This is a genomic window from Tomitella cavernea (assembly GCF_016599145.1).
Lineage (GTDB): Bacteria > Actinomycetota > Actinomycetes > Mycobacteriales > Mycobacteriaceae > Tomitella > Tomitella cavernae.
This window is the reverse complement of sequence record NZ_JAENKO010000001.1, coordinates 181,540-199,721: the sequence shown is the minus strand read 5'-3', so window position 1 is coordinate 199,721 and position 18,182 is coordinate 181,540. Positions and strand designations below refer to the sequence as shown.

At 71.0% G+C, this 18,182-nt stretch carries 15 protein-coding genes; 9 read left to right on the top strand and 6 right to left on the bottom strand.

Annotated elements, in window-relative coordinates:
* Nucleotides 1-13: 13 nt before the first annotated feature.
* Together purS and purQ are read left to right on the top strand one after the other, a co-directional pair.
* On the top strand, nucleotides 14-256 hold the full coding sequence (gene purS / locus JJ683_RS01035; protein WP_200170805.1) for a phosphoribosylformylglycinamidine synthase subunit PurS: 243 nt from the start codon (nucleotides 14-16) through the stop codon (nucleotides 254-256).
* Nucleotides 253-933 (top strand): phosphoribosylformylglycinamidine synthase subunit PurQ, encoded by a 681-nt coding sequence (purQ, locus tag JJ683_RS01030; RefSeq protein WP_200170804.1) that lies wholly within the window; start codon nucleotides 253-255, stop codon nucleotides 931-933. Before purS ends, purQ begins: the two co-directional genes overlap by 4 nt.
* 97 nt (nucleotides 934-1,030) lie before the next feature.
* Here the strand turns inward: purQ and JJ683_RS01025 are convergent, their stop codons facing one another.
* Nucleotides 1,031-1,828 carry a family 1 encapsulin nanocompartment shell protein gene (locus JJ683_RS01025; RefSeq protein WP_200170890.1) on the bottom strand — a complete coding sequence of 266 codons (798 nt, stop codon included), beginning with the start codon at nucleotides 1,826-1,828 and terminating at the stop codon, nucleotides 1,031-1,033.
* A gap of 12 nt (nucleotides 1,829-1,840) precedes the next feature.
* A complete protein-coding gene (locus JJ683_RS01020; protein ID WP_200170889.1) occupies nucleotides 1,841-2,854 on the bottom strand; it encodes a Dyp-type peroxidase in 1,014 nt (337 codons plus the stop codon).
* Between the two features lie 236 nt (nucleotides 2,855-3,090).
* Between JJ683_RS01020 and JJ683_RS01015 the strand changes: the two genes are divergently transcribed.
* Nucleotides 3,091-4,515, top strand: a complete 1,425-nt coding sequence (locus JJ683_RS01015) for a M18 family aminopeptidase (RefSeq protein WP_200170803.1) — start codon at nucleotides 3,091-3,093, stop codon at nucleotides 4,513-4,515.
* Between the two features lie 187 nt (nucleotides 4,516-4,702).
* Complete coding sequence (gene purL / locus JJ683_RS01010; protein WP_372435214.1) at nucleotides 4,703-6,964, top strand: phosphoribosylformylglycinamidine synthase subunit PurL; 2,262 nt, start codon at nucleotides 4,703-4,705, stop codon at nucleotides 6,962-6,964.
* A gap of 51 nt (nucleotides 6,965-7,015) precedes the next feature.
* Here purL and JJ683_RS01005 read toward each other — a convergent pair whose 3' ends face one another.
* On the bottom strand, nucleotides 7,016-8,461 hold the full coding sequence (locus JJ683_RS01005; protein ID WP_200170802.1) for an acetylxylan esterase family protein: 1,446 nt from the start codon (nucleotides 8,459-8,461) through the stop codon (nucleotides 7,016-7,018).
* A 288-nt stretch (nucleotides 8,462-8,749) separates the two neighbouring features.
* On the opposite strand from JJ683_RS01005, the gene JJ683_RS01000 reads away from it, so the two are divergent.
* The 4 genes from JJ683_RS01000 to purM all read left to right on the top strand — a co-directional run bounded on the left by JJ683_RS01000 (nucleotide 8,750) and on the right by purM (nucleotide 14,230).
* The gene (locus tag JJ683_RS01000; protein ID WP_307810614.1) at nucleotides 8,750-10,612 is read left to right on the top strand and encodes an alpha/beta hydrolase; all 1,863 of its coding nucleotides are present in this window, start codon (nucleotides 8,750-8,752) and stop codon (nucleotides 10,610-10,612) included.
* A 103-nt stretch (nucleotides 10,613-10,715) separates the two neighbouring features.
* Complete coding sequence (locus tag JJ683_RS00995) at nucleotides 10,716-11,114, top strand: sterol carrier family protein (RefSeq protein ID WP_200170886.1); 399 nt, start codon at nucleotides 10,716-10,718, stop codon at nucleotides 11,112-11,114.
* A 90-nt stretch (nucleotides 11,115-11,204) separates the two neighbouring features.
* On the top strand, nucleotides 11,205-12,878 hold the full coding sequence (purF, locus tag JJ683_RS00990) for an amidophosphoribosyltransferase (protein ID WP_307810613.1): 1,674 nt from the start codon (nucleotides 11,205-11,207) through the stop codon (nucleotides 12,876-12,878).
* A gap of 251 nt (nucleotides 12,879-13,129) precedes the next feature.
* Entirely contained in the window at nucleotides 13,130-14,230 is a 1,101-nt protein-coding gene (gene purM, locus JJ683_RS00985) for a phosphoribosylformylglycinamidine cyclo-ligase (protein ID WP_200170800.1), read from the top strand.
* Nucleotides 14,231-14,479: 249 nt separating this feature from the next.
* Here the strand turns inward: purM and JJ683_RS00980 are convergent, their stop codons facing one another.
* Complete coding sequence (locus JJ683_RS00980) at nucleotides 14,480-14,680, bottom strand: DUF3073 domain-containing protein (protein ID WP_200170799.1); 201 nt, start codon at nucleotides 14,678-14,680, stop codon at nucleotides 14,480-14,482.
* Between the two features lie 211 nt (nucleotides 14,681-14,891).
* Nucleotides 14,892-16,004 (bottom strand): CAF17-like 4Fe-4S cluster assembly/insertion protein YgfZ, encoded by a 1,113-nt coding sequence (gene ygfZ, locus JJ683_RS00975; RefSeq protein ID WP_200170885.1) that lies wholly within the window; start codon nucleotides 16,002-16,004, stop codon nucleotides 14,892-14,894.
* 149 nt (nucleotides 16,005-16,153) lie between these two features.
* On the opposite strand from ygfZ, the gene JJ683_RS00970 reads away from it, so the two are divergent.
* The gene (locus tag JJ683_RS00970; protein ID WP_200170798.1) at nucleotides 16,154-17,146 is read left to right on the top strand and encodes an aminodeoxychorismate lyase; all 993 of its coding nucleotides are present in this window, start codon (nucleotides 16,154-16,156) and stop codon (nucleotides 17,144-17,146) included.
* 34 nt (nucleotides 17,147-17,180) lie between these two features.
* Here JJ683_RS00970 and JJ683_RS00965 read toward each other — a convergent pair whose 3' ends face one another.
* Entirely contained in the window at nucleotides 17,181-17,825 is a 645-nt protein-coding gene (locus tag JJ683_RS00965) for a ScbR family autoregulator-binding transcription factor (protein WP_200170884.1), read from the bottom strand.
* Nucleotides 17,826-18,182: the final 357 nt, after the last annotated feature.

The following is an 18,182-nucleotide window of genomic DNA, read 5'->3' as shown; positions in this document are numbered from 1 at the left end:
CGAGGAGCGACGCGTGGCCCGTGTAGTGGTGGACGTCATGCCCAAGGAAGAGATCCTGGACCCGCAGGGGCAGGCCATCGCCGGGGCGCTCGGCCGGCTCGGGTACGCCGGGGTGTCGGAGGTGCGGCAGGGCAAGCGTTTCGAGCTCGAGGTCGACGGTTCCGTCTCGGATGCGGACTTGGCCAAGATCGCCGAGGATCTGCTGGCCAACACGGTCATCGAGGGCTGGAACGTCACCCGGGTGCAGCAGTCATGAGCGCGCGTATCGGCGTCATCACCTTTCCCGGCACTCTCGACGACGTCGACGCGGCCCGCGCGGTGCGGGCGTCCGGCGCGGAGGCGGTGAGCCTGTGGCACGGCGATGCGGACCTCAAGAGCGTCGACGCGGTGGTCGTCCCCGGCGGCTTCTCTTATGGTGATTACCTGCGCTGCGGCGCGATCGCGCGATTCTCGCCGGTGATGGGCGAGGTGGTCGCAGCGGCCGGCAAGGGCATGCCGGTCCTGGGTATCTGCAACGGCTTCCAGGTGCTGTGCGAGGCCGGCCTGCTGCCGGGCGCCCTCACCCGCAATGAGGACCTCCTGTTCCTCTGCCGAGACCAGTGGCTGCGTGTGGAGTCCGACGCCACCGCGTGGACAGCGCGGTACGACGCGGGCGCGGAGATCCTCATCCCGCTCAAGTCGGGCGAGGGTCGCTACCAGGCCCCGGCCGGCCTGCTCGAGCGGCTCGAGGGCGAGGGCCGGGTGGTGTTCCGTTACGTCGGCGACAACCCCAACGGATCGCAGAACGCTATCGCCGGCGTGGCCTCCGAGAACGGCCGGGTAGTGGGCCTGATGCCACACCCGGAGCACGCCACCGAGGCGCTCACCGGCCCCAGCGACGACGGTCTGGGCATGTTCCTCTCAGTGCTCGACGGCGTTCTGGCCGGCGCCTGACCGGTCGGGCTTGCTATACAGAAGTCCGGGTCACGCTCACGAGCGTGGGCGTGACCCGGACTTCTGTATCAGCGGTGGGCGGCGCCGCCGGGCGGGCCTAGGCGCCCAGCGTCACCGCGGCCTCGTCGGAGTACACGGCGAAGGTGAACGACTCGGTCAGGTACAGCTCGATGTTCTCGGCGTCGTGCGCGGTGTATCCGATCGACAGGTCCTGGCCGATGTGCAGTGCGAAGTCGCCGCCGCGGGTGGTGAGCACCACGGCGCCCTCCAGCCCCGGCGCCCACACGATCTCGCCGTCGATGAGCCGCTTGAGGTGTTCTTTGATGGGGTAGCCGTGATCGGTGGTCTCCGAGACGGCGGTGAACGCCTCCGCGTCCATGAGGATGGAGTACGGGCCGTCCACGCCGTCGAGGCGCAGAATGCTCAGCGCCTGGGCGAGCGCGATGGGCGCCTGCAGGGGGTCGCTCGGGAGCGCCATCGGCTCGTGGGAGGCGGCCTGCTTGATTCCGGTGATGTGCGCAGCCGCGTAGCCTTCGAAGATGGCGCGGTCCTCGTGCAGGGCGATGGTCTTGGCGGCCTCCTTGACCGGATCCCAGTCCGAGTCCTGTGAACCGCGTTCCACGTCGTCGACGGCGGCCCGGGTCACCGAGAACGGCACCCGCAGCTCGACGACGGGCCTGGCCGTGCGCAGCCGGGCCTGGACGCCGCCGCCGGGTGCGTCGATCGTCTCGGTGTGGCCGGTGCCCACGGCGGCCAGGTCGAGACCGACGGGGCCGACGACGTCGACGACGCGGCGCCCGGCGATGTTGCGTTTGAAGGTGCGCCGGGCCTCCTCCTCGATCTCGGCCCAGGCGCCGTCGGTGATCGGGGCGAGTTCACGGTGCAGATTGCTCATCATGCGTCACTCCTACTTGAGGCTGCCGATTCCGAGGGAACCGTCGGTGTCGGGGGCGGGGGCGTCGCCGGTGTCCTCCGCCGCGGCGCCGCCCGCGACCGGAGCCGCGGGCAAATCGCCGAGGAAGGACTGGGACGGAACGAAGTACAGATTGCCGGTCTGCGGCGTGGAGAAGTCGAGGAGCCTGTCGTAGTTGCCCGGCGGATCGCCCAGGAACATGTTGCGCAGCATGCGCTCGAGTGTGTCCGCGCGCTTGGCGTATCCGATGAAGTAGGTGCCGTGCAGGTCCTCGGTGGGGGCGCCGAAGGGCATGTTGGCGCGGTAGATCGACAGGTCGTTGCCGTCGTCGTCGGCGATGTCGGTGAGCGCCACGTGAGAGTTCGCAGGCTGGTCGTCGCCCAGCTCGATGTCATCGAGCTTGGTGCGGCCCACGACGCGCTGCTGCTCCTCGACGGAGACGGCGTTCCATCCGTCCATGTCGTGGTGGTACTTCTGCACGATGGCGTAGCTGCCGGCGGCGAAGGGGTCGTCGGCGTCGATGTACGCGGCGTCGGCCGCCTCCACACCCTCCGGGTTCTCCGTGCCGTCGACGAAGCCGAGCAGGTTGCGGCGGTCGAAATACTGGAATCCGTGCACCTCGTCGACCGGGCTGACGGCGCCGCGCAGCCCGCCCATGATCTGGTCGGCCAACGCGAAGCACGCACCGGGCGACTCGGCCTGGATGTGGAAGAGCAGGTCGCCGGGGGTGGAGGGTGCACGATGCCGGCCGCCGTCGAGCTCGACGAACGGATGCAGCTCCGGCGGCGGATCCGCGGCGAACAGCCGGGGCCAGGCGTCGGCGCCGATGCCGATGACGACCTCCGGTGCGGTCTCGGGTCTGCGGAACGCGACCGCCCTGCGCAGGCCGGCGACGTCAGGTAGCAGAGCACGCACCGTGTCCTCGCCGCCGGCGTCGATGGTGAACGTCAGGAAGATCGCGGCGGATGTCAGCGGCGTCGCGACCGACTGGGGTTCGGCGGGCGGCATGCTCGCTCCGCCGGAGCGGTTCTCGGGCCCCTCGGTCATCGATGGTCTCCTGTCCGTGGTCGGCCCCCCACGGGAGGCGGCGGTCCGCGCATCGGCCGGGGGCCGGCCGATGCTGCACCCGGTCGGGTGCTCTTGCGCGCTACTCGAACATGCGCTTCCACCGTAATGGAACGTCTGTCTTGCGGCACCCGGTCGGCGGAGAAACCGCCGTCGGCAGCGCCTGCCATGATGGCCTCATGGCCACCGCTGACACGCGCCGTCCTGACGGACCCGACTGCCCTGACTCTTTCAGCCCAAGCGGTACCCGTACTCTCTCCACCTCCGCCGACGCCGCGGGCCTGTGCCGGTTCGTCGACGACTCGCCGTCCCCGTTCCACGCATGCGACACGACGTCGGCGCGCCTGCGGGCAGCCGGCTTCATCGAACTCGACGAGGCTGATGCGTGGCCGGTGGAGCCCGGGCGGTACTTCCTGGTACGCGGCGGCTCGCTCATCGCCTGGCGGTCCCGCACCCACAGCACGGACACGACCGTCCCGGCCCGGTACGCGGCGCGGCCGTTCCGCATCATCGGAGCGCATACCGACAGCCCCAACCTTCGCGTCAAGCAGCACCCGGACATCGACTCGGCGGGCTGGCGGATGGTGGGCCTGGAGCCGTACGGGGGCGCCTGGCTCAACTCCTGGCTGGACCGCGACCTGGGCGTGTCCGGCCGCCTGGCGGTGGCGTCGACTTCCGGGGGAGGGGTGGAGCACAGGCTGGTGCGCGTGGACGAGCCGCTGCTGCGCGTGCCGCAGCTCGCGATCCACCTGTCCGAGGACCGCAAGGGTGTGCAGCTCGACCCGCAGCGCCACGTCAACGCGGTGTACGGACTGGGCTCGTGGGAGGACGACGGGACTGCGGGCGGGTTCCTCGGACTGCTCGCGGCGCGCGCGGGCGTCCCGGCGGAGTCGGTGCTGGGGTGGGAGCTCATGACTCACGACCTCGCTCCCAGCGCCGTCACCGGGGTGGACGGCGAGTTGGTCAGCGCGCCGCGGCTGGACAACCTCGCCACCTGCTACGCCGGTCTGAGCGCACTGCTGGACACGGTGGGACCGGAGGAGCCCGCGGACGGCTCCGCGGCGGACCCGGGAGTGGCAGACCCGGTGCTGGTGTTGTTCGACCACGAGGAGGTCGGGAGCATGTCCGCACGCGGCGCTTTCTCCGACCTGCTCGGGTCGGTGCTCGAGCGGATCGTGCTGGCGCGTGGCGGCGGGCGCGACGACTACCTGCGCGCGATCGCCGGATCGGTGTGCGTCTCCGGTGACATGGCGCACGCCACCCACCCCAACTACCCGGAACGTCACGAGCCCCGGCACCCGATCCGCGCCGGGGGCGGCCCCGTCCTCAAGGTCAATCAGAACCTCCGCTATGCGTCCGACGCGACCGGCACCGCGGAGTTCGCCCTGGCCTGCGAGCGGGCCGGGGTGCCGATGCAGCGGTACGTGCACCGCGCGGACCTGCCGTGCGGCTCCACCATCGGGCCCATCACCGCCTCGCGCACCGGGATCACCACCGTGGACGTGGGCGCGCCGCAACTGGCCATGCACTCGGCGCGGGAGTTGATGGCCGCCTCGGACGTCGAGGCGTACGCGGCGGCGCTGGCGGCGTTCCTGGCCGGCTGAACGCCGCCGTGGCCGGGGACCCGTGCGCCGACGGCCGCCGGGGCCACCTGCCAGCACGGGAGGAACCCGCACGGATAGACTGGCCACGCCATCGCCGTGGGCATTCCGCTGCACCGAAAGGACCCCTCCACCCGTGTCAGCACAGTCACCCGTGTCAGCACAGCCGCCCGTCGTCGCGGAGCAGGCCGTGGACACGGTCTCGCATGCCGCCACCACCCCGGACCTCGAGCAGCCGTTCCACGAGCTGGGCTTGAAGGACGACGAGTACGCACGCGTCCGCGAGATCCTGGGCCGCCGCCCCACGGACGCCGAGCTGGCCATGTACTCGGTGATGTGGAGTGAGCATTGCTCCTACAAGTCGTCCAAGGTGCACCTGAAGTACTTCGGCGAGACCACCACCGAGGAGATGCGCGCGCAGATGCTCGCCGGCATCGGCGAGAACGCCGGCGTGGTCGACATCGGCGACGGCTGGGCGGTCACCTTCAAGGTCGAGAGCCACAACCATCCGTCGTATGTGGAGCCGTATCAGGGCGCAGCCACCGGCGTGGGCGGCATCGTGCGCGACATCATGGCGATGGGCGCCCGGCCGATCGCCGTCATGGATCAGCTGCGGTTCGGCGACGTCGGGCACGCCGACACGCGGCGTGTGGTCGACGGGGTCGTCGCCGGAGTCGGCGGCTACGGCAACTGCCTGGGCCTGCCCAACATCGGCGGGGAGACCGTCTTCGACTCCTCTTATCAGGGCAACCCCCTCGTCAACGCGCTGTGCGCGGGCGTGATGCGCAAGGAGGACCTGCACCTGGCGCACGCGTCGGGCACCGGCAACCGGATCATCCTGTTCGGCGCACGCACGGGCCTCGACGGCATCGGCGGAGTCTCGGTGCTGGCGTCGGAGACCTTCGACGAGTCGCAGGGCCGCCGCAAGCTCCCGGCCGTGCAGGTGGGCGACCCGTTCACGGAGAAGGTCCTCATCGAGTGCTGCCTGGAGCTCTACGCGGCGGAGCTCGTCGTGGGGATCCAGGACCTCGGCGGCGCGGGACTGGCCTGCGCCACCTCGGAGCTCGCCGCGGCCGGCGACGGCGGCATGCGCGTGCACCTGGACCGGGTGCCGCTGCGCGCCGAGGGCATGACCCCGGCGGAGGTGCTCTCCAGCGAGTCGCAGGAGCGCATGTGCGCGGTGGTCGCGCCGGAGAACATCGACGCGTTCATGGCCGTCTGCGCCAAGTGGGACGTGCTCGCCACCGACATCGGCGAGGTCACCGACGGCGACAACCTCGTCATCGAATGGCACGGGCAGACGGTGGTGGATGCACCGCCGTCGAGTCTCGCCGACGAGGGGCCGGTGTACCACCGTCCGGTGGCGCGTCCCGATTCCCAGGACGCGCTGATCGGCGACACCACGGCGTCGTTGACGCGCCCGCAGTCCTCCGAGGAGCTGCGTGCCACGCTGCTGCGAATGATCGCATCGCCGCAGTTGTGCAGCCGCAAGTGGATCACCGAGCAGTACGACCGCTACGTCCGCGGCAACACCGTGCTGGCGGAGAACGCCGACTCGGGTGTGATCCGCATCGACGAGGAGACCGGCCGCGGCATCGCCCTGGCCACCGACGCCTCCGGCCGGTACACGGCGCTCGACCCCTACACCGGTGCGCAGCTGGCGTTGGCCGAGGCTTACCGCAGCGTGTCCGTCAGCGGCGCTGTGCCCACGGCGGTGACGAACTGCCTCAACTTCGGTTCGCCCGAGGATCCAGGCGTGATGTGGCAGTTCCAGCAGGCCGTGCGCGGGCTGGCGGACGGCTGCGCACAGCTGGGCATCCCCGTGACCGGCGGCAACGTCAGCTTCTACAACCAGACCGGCGACGAGCCGATCCTGCCCACCCCCGTCGCCGGGGTGCTGGGGGTGTTCGACGACGTCCACCGGCGCCTGCCGACGGGGCTGGGGCGCGAGCCGGGGGAGACGCTCATCCTGCTCGGCGAGACGGGCGACGAGTTCGACGGTTCCGCATGGTCGCAGGTGGAGCACGACCACCTCGGCGGCGTGCCCCCGCGCGTCGACCTGGAGCGAGAGCGGCTGCTCTCGGAGATCCTCGTCGCCGGCAGCCGCGACGGCCTGCTCAGTGCGGCGCACGACCTGTCGGAGGGCGGGCTGGCCCAGGCGGTCGTGGAGTCGGCGCTGGCCGGCGAGACCGGCTGCCGCATCATCATTCCGGAGGGCGCCGACCCGTTCGTGACGCTGTTCTCCGAGTCGGCCGGCCGGGCTCTGGTGGCCGTGCCGCGCACCGAGGAGAGCCGGTTCGTCGCGATGTGCGACGCGCGCGGGCTGCCGTGGGTGCGCATCGGTGTCGTCGACCAGGGCTCCGACTCCGTCGAGGTGCAGGACCACTTCCAGGTGACCCTCGACGAGCTGCGCGAGGAGCATGAATCGACGCTGCCGAGGTTGTTCGGCTGAGTCGCGGCACGGAGTCCCCGGGCAGGGGCGACGGTCAGGCGGGGACGACGGTCAGGCTGGGACAACGCTGTCGAGCCAGTCGAAGACGACTTCGTTGCGGCGGGCCGGTGCCATCGGGGCGCAGTGGTACTGCGCCCCGTCGGCGGCGGTGAGCGTGACCATCTTCGCATCGGCGGTGAGCAGCGACAGGAACTCGGCGGGCTGGCCGGGATAGAAGCTTTCGCCCTCGTAGTCCAGCACCAGTGTGGGGCAGCGGATCTGCGGCGCGGCGTCGGTGACGGTGAATTTCTTCATCTGCGCCGCGACGGCGGCGAAGTCCCGGGTGGGGTGTCCACCGAGCGCTGCGTCGTGCGCCTCCGGGGTGTAGATCTCCATGCGTTTGGCCACGGTGAAACGCTGCTCCGGCGTCATCCCGGGGACGATGGTCTCGTTCCAGATCAGGTTCGTCCGGAAGGGGTCGCCGGGGTCGACGATCTTTCGCACCTGGTCGGGGAGCGTCCGCCACATGTCCACGGCGGGCGGATCGGCGACCAGCGCGACGAGGCGATGCTCGTAGGCCGCCGCGCGCGCCACCAGTTCGCCGCCCATGCTCCACCCGGTGAGCGCGATCGCGTTCGGATCGACGTCGTCGCGCCCGGAGAGCAGGTCGACGACCGGCGTGATCACCGCCTCCCAGTCGGGGCGGAAGGGTATGCCGCGTTCGAACAGCATCGCGCCCTGGCCCGGCCCCTCGAAAACGAGGGCGTTCCAGTCCCGGTCCAGCGCCGCGCGCACCCCGTAGGCGATGAGCTCGACGCCCTGCGCGTCGCTGCCGTTGTTGATGATCACGGTGCGCCGGGCCGACCCGGAGTCGTCGGGCCGGAACAGCCACGCGCGCAGGCCGCCGTCGCCGTACGGGATGTCCAGGACCTCGGCGGCGGGGCGCGCCCCGATGGCCAGGCCGGCGCCGGCGATGCCGCGATCCCAGGCCCTGCGGTACTCCGCGTAAAGGGGCATCTCCGCGGGGGGAGCGGCGGTGCCGAGGACAAAGAACAGCGCGCGCGTGTAGTACGAGGCGGCGCGCAGCGCGGTATCGCGGGCGGTGACGTGGTCGCCGGCCGCGGTCGCGGCGTCGGAGGCGGTGGCGACGCGGTCGCCCATGGCGCGGAACGCGGTGACGTAGCCGTCGTAGTCCGCGCCGGCGGCGTTCGCCTGGTTCACCGCGGTGATGACTTCGCCCGCCTCGGAGATCCCGTAGGTCGATTCGCCGAGGCCGAACAGCGCGTCGAAGTTCATCGACTCGTCGGTGAAGAGCCGGAACGACGGAAACGGGGTGGCGCCAGACCCGGGTGTTCCGGCGGGAGACGGCGCGACGGTGATCGACGGTGCGATCGGGCCGCCGGCCGCGGGCGCGGTGCCGTCGGCCGCATTCGACCCGCATGCCGTGAACCCCAGGGCGGCGCCGACACCGAGGGCGCCGGTGAGGAAGCCACGTCGGGTGGCGGCGGCTGGTGCCATGGTCTCCGACCTCCTTGTGCAGGCCTGCTGTCGGATCTGTGGATTGGTCCGCGTGATATTTCATGCTAGAGAGTTCAATGCGGTCGGGGCCGCTTCCGGGGAAACCCGTCGGCGCGGACGGCGCGCCGCGGGGCGGCGGTTCCGACATAGGGACAGACGACGTCCGCGCGGGTAATAGCATGAGCATGTCCGTCCTGGGACGACGAAGCGGGAGGAGGCATCCGGTGTCCGTTCCGGTGTTCATGTCTCCGCCGGCTCCATCGTCCGGTTTCGACCGCGCACGCCGCCGTGCTCGTTAGGCCCGGGGACGCGGGGCGCGGCACCGGCACCGCCGTCGACAGTGCCGCCGTCGACAGTGCCGCCGGCGATTCCGATGGGCAGGGCGGCGAGGCGGTCGGATCCGTCGTTGCGGGGCGACGCCCGCGCCTGCGACGGGCCGGCCGATGGGCTGCGGGCCTGGCGAAGTTCGACATCACGGGCGTCTTCTTCGCGACCCTCTTCCTTTGCTGGTCGCTGACCCCGTCGCTGTTGCCGCGCGGGTGGCTGTTCCAGGGGCTCATCGGCGGCATCAGCGCGGCGCTCGGCTACGGTACCGGTCTGCTCGTCGGCTGGGCGGTGCGGCGCATCTACCTGGACCGGCGCACCTGGTGGCCGTTGCCGCGCAGGCGACTGCACGTGGTGCGCGTCGCGGTGGTCGCGGTGTGCGTGGCCGCCACGCTGGGGATGCTGGTTCTGTCGTCGATGTGGCAGCGCGAACTCGCGGCGCTGATGGGCATGGAAGGGGCGAGCACCGGCGGCTACATCCGGGCCGGTCTGGTCACGGTCGGCGTGCTCGCGGCCGTGGTCACCCTCGTGCGCCTGCTACGCGACGCTGCGCTGTGGACCGGCGGAGCGCTGGCCCGCCGCACCGGCATGCCACGGGCCGCGGCCGTAGTGGTGGGCGCGTTCGCGGTCGCCGCCATGGCCCTGGTCCTGGTCGACGAGGTGCTGCTGCGCGTCACCGAGGGCGTCACCAACCGCATTTTCAGCGCCAACAACGAGGCCACGCCGCCCGGGATCGAGCAGCCGTTGCAGCCGGAGCGTTCCGGCAGTGCGGCGTCGCTGATCCCCTGGGACACGCTCGGCTATGAGGGCCGGTACTTCGTGGCGCGGGGTTGGCGTCAGGACGAGTTGCAGCGGCAGACGGGCGCACCCGCGCGCCAGCCGATCCGCCTGTACGTCGGGCTCGACTCGGCGCCCACCCCGCAGGACCGCATGCGACTGTTGCGCGACGAGATGGCGCGCACCCGCGCATTCGACCGCGAGGCCGTCGTCGTCGTCCCCACCACGGGCACCGGATGGGTCAATCCCACCGCGGCCGAGGCCTTTGAGCTGATGTACGGCGGGGACACCGCGATCATCGCCTCCCAGTACTCCTACAAACCCAGCGCGGTGTCCTTCTTGACCGACCGCGACGCGGCCGCGGCGGCCGGACGGCGCCTGATCGATACGGTGCACGGCGCGTACGAGGAGGCCGTCGCGGGACGGCCGGAGGGCGACAGGCCGAAGCTGTACGTCTACGGCGAGAGTCTGGGGGTCACGGCGGGCGAGGGCGCATTCGATTCGCTGACGGACATCAGGGAAACGGTGGACGGTGTGTTGTGGGTGGGGCCTCCCAACAGCAGTCGGCTGTGGCGCAGCATCGTCACGCGCCGCGATCCCGGCACCGACGAGGTCGAGCCCACCTACGCAGGGGGCCTGGTGGCGCGGTTCGCGAACGACGCCCAAGACATGCGTGCCGACGAACGCGAGGCGGCGGACGGTGAGAGCATGTGGCTGCGGCCCCGTGTGCTCTATATCCAGCACCCGTCCGATCCCGTGGTGTGGTGGTCGACAGATCTGCTGGTGCACCGCCCTGCGTGGCTGTCCGAGAAGCCGGGGTACGACCGCCTGGCAGCGATGCGGTGGTTCCCGCTGGTCACCTTCTGGCAGGTGAGCGCCGACCTGGCGATGGCGGCGGACGTCCCCGACGGCCACGGCCACAACTACGGCACCCAGGTGCTCGACGGGTGGGCGGCGGTCGCCGCGCCGTCCGACTGGACCGACGCCGACACCGAGCGGACACGCGTGCTGCTGCGACGAGCGCGCGAACATCAGGGACCGGAGAAGTGAGAGCCTGACAGGTTGGCGCCCGGCCGGCGGATCAGCGGAAGGAATCGAACAGGTGGCTGCAGCGGGACGGACATCGGCGGACCCGGCGCGCACGCGGGCGGCCATGCTCGCAGTGCGGGCATGGCTGGATGCGGCCGACGACAGCGACGACAGCGACGCCGGCGGCGTCGACGGTGGGGGACGGGACGGGACAGCGGCGACGAAGCCCCAGCGGGTCGTCGTCGCGGAGGCGGTGCGCCGGAGCGCGCGCACGCTGGAATCGGTGGCGCCCGGGCACAGTGTGGAGGTGAGGGTGCCGCCGTTCGTGGCCGTGCAGTGCGTCGAAGGGCCCCGGCACACGCGTGGAACACCGCCGAACGTGGTCGAGACCGATGCGCTGACCTGGTTGCGGCTGGCGGCCGGGCGGTGGTCGTGGGAGCGTGCGATGGCGGCCGGCTCGGTGGCGGCGTCGGGGTCGCGTGCGGCGGAGATCGCGCGCTGGTTGCCGATCGTGCCGCTGTGAGCGGGTGTGACCGACCGCGCCCGGTGGTGCGGCGGCCGTGGCCGTAGAATGGACCGTGCATCGCCCAGCCGCGCAAGGGAGCACTCAGTGGTGACCGACGTCGACCCGACGAGCACCGACAGCACACCCCACGTAACTCCGCCGGAGGCGGACGAGCCGGAACCGCGGGAGGAATGCGGGGTGTTCGGTGTCTGGGCACCGGGCGAGGACGTCGCCAAGATGACCTACTACGGTCTTTACGCCCTGCAGCACCGCGGGCAGGAGGCAGCCGGGATCGCCGCGGCGGACGGCGCGCAGATCCTGGTGTTCAAGGACCTGGGGCTCGTCTCCCAGGTTTTCGACGAGCAGACACTCGGCTCGATGCGCGGACACATCGCCATCGGGCACACCCGCTATTCCACTACCGGGGCCACCACCTGGGAGAACGCGCAGCCGATCTTCCGCACCACCACCGCGGGCACCGGAATCGCGCTCGGGCACAACGGCAACCTCGTCAACACCGCCGAACTCGCGGCGGAGGCGTCGGAGAAGGGACTGCTGGGCCGGAGCCGCGGCAGCGGGCGGGGAAGCTCCGACTCGGACCTCATCGGCGCGCTGCTCGCGCATGCGGCCGCGGACAGCACCATCGAACAGGCGGCGATCGAGCTCCTCCCTCGGCTGCGTGGCGCGTTCTGCCTGACGTTCATGGACGAGAACACGCTCTACGCCGCGCGTGACCCGCACGGTGTGCGGCCGCTGTGCCTGGGGCGGCTCGAACGCGGCTGGGTGGTCGCCAGCGAGACGTCCGCCCTCGACATCGTCGGCGCGTCGTTCGTCCGTGACATCGAACCCGGCGAGCTGCTCGCGATCGATGCGGACGGGGTGCGTTCGTCGCGTTTCGCCGAGCCCACTGTCAAGTCGTGCGTGTTCGAGTACGTGTACCTGGCCCGGCCGGACAGCGTGATCGACGGTCGCTCGGTGCACGCCACGCGGGTGGAGATCGGCCGGCGGCTGGCGGGGGAGTGTCCTGCGCCGGACGGCGAACTCGTCATCCCGGTGCCGGAGTCGGGGACGCCGGCGGCCATCGGGTACGCGCAGGGCTCGGGCATCGCGTACGGGCAGGGCCTGGTCAAGAATGCGTACGTGGGCCGCACCTTCATCCAGCCCAGTCAGACCATCCGCCAGCTGGGCATCAGGCTCAAGCTCAACCCGCTGCGCGAGGTGATCCGCGGCAAGAGGCTCGTCGTGGTCGACGATTCGATCGTGCGCGGCAACACCCAGCGGGCGCTCGTCCGGATGCTGCGCGAAGCCGGCGCCGCGGAGGTGCACGTGCGCATCGCCTCGCCGCCGGTGCGCTGGCCCTGCTTCTACGGCATCGACTTTGCCTCCCCGGCCGAGCTGATCGCCAACAACACCGGTAGCGGCAGCGGTCGTGTGCCCGTCGCGGACGGCGACATGCCGGATCAGGACCACGTGGCGGACTTGGTCGAGGGCGTGCGGCAGAGCATCGACGCGGACTCCCTCGGCTACATCTCCACGGGCGGGATGGTCGCGGCCACCCAGCAGCCGTCTTCGCGGTTGTGCGCGGCCTGTTTCGACGGGACGTACCCCATCGCGCTTCCCGCAGAGGAATCGCTGGGCAAGAACGTCCTGGAGCCGATGTTCGAGCGTGCAAAAGAGGACGGACGCGGCGGCAGCGGCGACGAGCGCACCGGCGCCGTGGACGAACGCAACGGCAACGTGGACATGCGCAACGGCAACGTGGACGCGCTGCGCAGGCCCTGACGGGTACGGGAAAGCGCAGAGAGCCAGGTACGGCGCGGGCGGTCCCCGGACGCGGGTGACGGCGACCGCTCGCGGAACCGGCCCGGTTGCGGCAGGGATGCGGTCGCGGTCCGGTATCGTGGGCGTGCAAGTCCGCTCGTGTGCGGGCGCTGGGCTTGCGTGACCGTCCCCACCGAGCCGAGTGTTCCCGCGATCCCGCCCGTGATCCGGCTCTGCTCGAGACCCTTCACAGCTGTCGGAGCCGTTACCTGATGACCGAGAATTCCCAGTCCGAGGACACACCGGCGCAGTCCAGCCCGGGCGCTTCCTACGCCGCCGCCGGTGTGGACATCGCCGCCGGCGAGCGCGCCGTCGAACTGTTCGCAGACCACGTTTCCAAGGCCACGCGGCCCGAGGTGGTCGGCGGCATCGGCGGCTTCGCCGGGCTGTTCGCGCTCAAGGGCGGGTACCGGGAGCCGCTGCTTGCCGCCTCCTCGGACGGAGTCGGCACCAAGATCGCGGTGGCGCAGGCCATGGACAAGCACGACACCGTGGGGCAGGATCTCGTGGCCATGGTCGTGGACGATCTCGTCGTCTGCGGCGCGGAACCGTTGTTCCTGCAGGACTACATCGCGGTGGGCAAAGTGGTCCCGGAACGCGTGGCGGAGATCGTTGGCGGCATCGCCGACGGGTGCGCCATCGCCGGCTGCGCCCTGCTGGGCGGTGAGACGGCGGAACACCCAGGGCTCATGGAGCCGGGCGTGTACGACCTGTCCGCCACCGGAGTCGGCGTGGTCGAGGCCGAGAATGTCCTGGGCCCGGACCGGGTCCGGCCCGGCGACGTCGTCATCGGCATGCGGGCGTCCGGGCTGCACTCCAACGGCTACTCCCTGGCCCGCAAGGTGCTCCTCGATATCGCGCGCCTGCCGTTGGACGGCTATGTGGAGGAGTTCGACCGCACGTTGGGCGAGGAGATGCTCGAGCCCACCCGCATCTACGCCAAGGACTGCCTGGCGTTGATCGCGGAGACGGAGGTGCGCACGTTCTGCCACATCACGGGGGGTGGGCTTGCATCGAACCTGGCCCGCGTCATCCCGCAGGGGCTCGTCGCCGAGATCGACCGGGGCTCGTGGACCCCGGCGGCGGTGTTCGCCCTGATCGCCCAGCGCGGCCGCGTCGAGCGCGCCGAGATGGAACAGACCTTCAACATGGGTGTGGGCATGGTGGCGGTGGTGGCGCCGGAGGACGTGGACCGCGCGCTCGCCGTTCTCACGGCCCGCCACGTGGATTCGTGGGTTCTGGGTAATATCCGCAAGCCCGGCGAGGGTGAGGCGGAGCGGGCGACGCTGGTGGGCGATCACCCGCGGTTCTGACCGAACGCCGGCTTCTGACCGAACGCCGGCGAAGGGCCCAAAATCCGCGGATGCGCTTGGAGGCCGGGCCCGTGCCGTCTGCGGGCATCGGCCGTCAGTGGGCGTCGGTTGCGGTGCGCCGGCTGGAAGCGCTGAACGCGAAAAAACGGTACGACGCGGGACCGGGATGTCCTGCGTCGTACCGTGTTTTCAAGGCCAGGCGAGCGGCCGCGGCTGGCGGCGCACTCGCGTGCTCGGCGGTGAGGCTCCTCAGCGACGCCACTCGTCGTGGTCGTCGCCCCACGCAGACCCCGCGTCCTGCTCGGAGCGGTCGTCCTCCAGGAGGTCGCCCCCGGAGGGCGACGAGGTCGACAGCTCCTGCTGCAGGCTCTCGAAGTCGGTCGTCGGGGAGGAGTACTTCAGCTTCCGAGCAACCTTGGTCTGCTTTGCCTTCGCCCGGCCGCGGCCCATGGCTGCCCCCTTCGCGCAATGACGGGGCGGCCTGGGGAAACGTGGCGGCCCCGTACAACTGAGTATCTTTTCCTGCCCCTACTCTAGCCTGCCCGCGCGAAAAGTGCCGCCACCGCCCACCCACGGTGTCGCAAAATACACGCCCTTGGCACTACGACCAGCAACGGAACGTTTCGGTGGGTATCGGGGGCACTCTACTGTCACCGTCAGGTCAGCGCCCCCTCAAGCGGTCGATCGCGGCGCGGCCGGCCTGCACACGGTCGTCGTGGGGGACGGAGTCGGGGTCGATGGACGCGGCGAGGCCGCCGGCGGTGAGCGCGGTCTCCGGCGAGACCGAGCGCTTGACCAGAGCGAGCGCGACGGGGCCGAGCTCGAAGTGGTCGATCACCGTGCCGACGCGGCCCACCGTGCGGCCGTCCGCGGTGACGGCGTCGCCAGGGGCGGGGCGCTGATCGTCGCTCCCGTCGAGGTGCAGCAGCACCAGGTTGCGCGGAGGCCGGCCCAGGTTGTGCACGCGGGCCACCGTCTCCTGCCCGCGGTAGCAGCCCTTGTCCAAGTGCACTGCCCCCGCCGCGTCCGGCCCGCCGATCCAGCGGACCTCGTGGGGGATGGCGCGGTCGTCGGTGTCGACGGACAACCGGGGCCGCAGGGATTCGACGCGCAGCGCCTCGTACGCCCACGTGCCGGCCGGTCGCGCTCCCGCCTCCGTGAGTCGTTCCCACCAGCCCGCCAACTCGGTGCGCGGCACGACGAGGTCCAGCGCGCCCCGCCCGGGCCACGGCATGCGTCGGACGAATCCGCCGCCGGGCAGCGGCGAGGAGGAGTACGGCTGGTGGTCCGGCACCGGTACCACCGCCGCGAACTCCGGGTGCTGCCGTGCATCCGCCAGTAGGCCGTCGCCGAGCACCGTGAGGACCGCGTGATCGTCGGCGGCCTGCGGCTCCGCCTTCGCCCAGAACACCATCGAGGTCAGGTAGTGGAGCAGCGAGTGGCCGTGGCCGGGCTCCGTGTCCAACCACAGGGCGTCGTCCATGTCGGTGAGCACGAAGTGCTCCTGGATGCGGCCCGCGATGTCGAGGACGAGGTCCTCGGCGCCGTCGCCGGGGGAAAGGGACTCGAGGTGCTGACTGGTGAGCGAGTGCAACCAGGTGAGGCGCTCCGGTCCGGGCAAGCGGATCACGGGCCGGTGCGAGCGGTCCACCACGGCGATGCCGCGGGCGGCCGCGCGTTGCTCGCCGAACGGGTCGCCGAAATGCCATGCCACGCCGTCATCGGAAACCACGCCCGCACCCGGCGGTGCGGGGACGGCGCCGGACACCGACATGGACGGACCGGCGGGAGCGGGAGTGTTGACTTGGTGGGACGTGTCGTCACGTGAAGCCGAAACCACGACCCCATCCTACGTCCGCCCGGGCGCGGCACGCTGTACGTGATTGCGCGGGCGCGGGCGGGTGTCCGCATTAGGCTGGTCCCATGACTGATTCGGGCGTGAAGGATGGTCCTGGCGGCACTGGCGGCGGGCAGGTCGTGATGACCCTCGACGGTACGGCGCACGCGTCCGGCGCCCCGCTGCTCTACGCGGACGACCTGGCGGTGCTCCGCGGCGACGGGGTGTTCGAGACGGTGCTGGTGCGCGGGGGCACCCCGCGGTTGCTGGACGCGCACATCGAGCGTCTGGCCAGGTCGGCACGCATGCTGGAGTTGCCTTCGCCGGACAAGGGGGCGTGGCGGCGGATGGCGGAGGCCGCCGCGGCGCGCTGGGGGCCGAAGGGTGAGGGCGTGATGCGTCTCGTCCTGAGCCGCGGGCGCGAGTCGGGGGGCGGTCCGACCGGTTTCGCGCTGGTCTCGCCGTTGCCCGCCCGGAGTGTGCGGGTGCGCAAGGACGGCGTCGCGGTCATCACGATGGACTGCGGGCGGTCGGTGGAGACGGCGGGTTCGTCGCCGTGGGAGTTGGCGGGGGCGAAGTCCATTTCGTACGCGTCGAACATGGCGGCCCTGCGGTATGCCGAGCGGCAGGGTGCCGGGGACGTGATCCTGATCAGTTCCGAGGGCTACGTGCTGGAAGGCCCGCGGTCGACGGTGGTGATCGCGCGGGACGGCGGGCTCGTCAGCCCGCCGGTGGAGCATGGAATCCTGCCGGGCACCACACAGCATGCGCTGTTCGAGGCGGCCCGCGAACGCCGGATCAGCTGCCGGCACGCACCGCTGCGGCCGGCGGATCTCATCGCCGCGGAGGGAGTGTGGTTACTGTCGTCCACCACGCTGGTGGCGACGGTGAGCATGGTCAACGGGGTCGACATCGGCCGGTCGGAGCTGGACGGCGCCGTACGGTCCATGGTGGAGGCGGCGGTCGGCGGCGGTCCGGACTCCGGTTCCCGCTCCGGCGCCGAGCCGCGGAAGGGCGACGCCCCGCAGAAGCCCGGCACCTCGGGCAAGTCCGCTTCCGCTGACGCTGCGCACGGCTAGCCGGCCGCCCCGGGGGGCCGGAACGGCCTCGCGGTCAGGTTTCCGTTTCAGGGGTCCACCCCGCGGCGAGGATCTTGTCGAGCCGGCCGCGGCGGCGGGGCGGGACCAGCCCGGACAGCAGCACCTGCAGCATCTCGTGGATGCGCTGGGGCAGATCGGCCCGGTGGGTCTGAAACTGGGAGAACAGCTGGACGCCGGTGAATGCGGAGACGATGAAGTGCCCCAGCGCCTCGGCGTCGACATCTTCGCGTAGATCGCCCTCGTCGATTGCGCGGTGCGCGAGGCGTACGCAGCCGGTGATCCAGTTCTCATACGGGTGATGCGGGCTGTCCGTGAGGCTCAATTCGAGGGTGATCCGCATACCGGCCCGGACTATCGAGTCTTCCAGGATCTGCCGTGCCATCTCATGGCAGACCATGACGATCTGCTCCAGTGCAGTGGCGTCCGACGCCTCGATGGTCTCGACGGCGGCGGCGGACTGCCGCTGCTGTGCGGTGATGACCTCGCGGGCGAGGGACTCCTTGGTCTTGAAGTGGAAGTACAGCGCGCCCTTCGTGGTGCCGGCGGCCTCGACGACCTCGTTCAGGCTGGCCCCGTCGTATCCGTACCGCTCGAAGGCGATGGCGGCGCCCTTGATGATGAGGGCGCGCGTGGTGAAGGCGCGGGCCTGTTTGACCATCGCACTAACCTCCAGGGCCTGGGCCGGGCCGCGCCACGGCATGTCGACGGGGATCATCGATGCGGTGCGCGACGTCATCGAATGGCGGACCGGTCACCGCATGCCAGGGTGCGGGTGCGGACGACGATCGATTCGGCGCGAGTAGAACGTGTCACATATTAAATTACCATCAGAAGAATTGTAGGGCGACACGATCGCTGGACTCACTGCGCATGGGCGCTGGGATAGACGCGTCGGGGTCCGTGACCGGGTGATGCGGGGTCTGATGGCGGGCCGGAAGACGCCGTTGACGAGGGTGCCGACGCAGGGGAGTCGACGGCGCGTGCCGCTGCGGCAGGTGCCGTCGGTCGCGAGGGG

Bases quoted from the DNA above. Each gene is read 5' to 3' on its own strand.
- purQ (WP_200170804.1), top strand. From the start codon at position 253: ATGAGCGCGCGTATCGGCGTCATCACCTTTCCCGGCACTCTCGACGAC.
- JJ683_RS01025 (WP_200170890.1), bottom strand. From the start codon at position 1,828: ATGAGCAATCTGCACCGTGAACTCGCCCCGATCACCGACGGCGCCTGG.
- JJ683_RS01020 (WP_200170889.1), bottom strand. From the start codon at position 2,854: ATGCCGCCCGCCGAACCCCAGTCGGTCGCGACGCCGCTGACATCCGCC.
- JJ683_RS01015 (WP_200170803.1), top strand. From the start codon at position 3,091: ATGGCCACCGCTGACACGCGCCGTCCTGACGGACCCGACTGCCCTGAC.
- JJ683_RS01005 (WP_200170802.1), bottom strand. From the start codon at position 8,461: ATGGCACCAGCCGCCGCCACCCGACGTGGCTTCCTCACCGGCGCCCTC.
- JJ683_RS00995 (WP_200170886.1), top strand. From the start codon at position 10,716: ATGCTCGCAGTGCGGGCATGGCTGGATGCGGCCGACGACAGCGACGAC.
- purM (WP_200170800.1), top strand. From the start codon at position 13,130: ATGACCGAGAATTCCCAGTCCGAGGACACACCGGCGCAGTCCAGCCCG.
- JJ683_RS00980 (WP_200170799.1), bottom strand. From the start codon at position 14,680: ATGGGCCGCGGCCGGGCGAAGGCAAAGCAGACCAAGGTTGCTCGGAAG.
- ygfZ (WP_200170885.1), bottom strand. From the start codon at position 16,004: ATGTCGGTGTCCGGCGCCGTCCCCGCACCGCCGGGTGCGGGCGTGGTT.
- JJ683_RS00970 (WP_200170798.1), top strand. From the start codon at position 16,154: ATGACTGATTCGGGCGTGAAGGATGGTCCTGGCGGCACTGGCGGCGGG.
- JJ683_RS00965 (WP_200170884.1), bottom strand. From the start codon at position 17,825: ATGGTCAAACAGGCCCGCGCCTTCACCACGCGCGCCCTCATCATCAAG.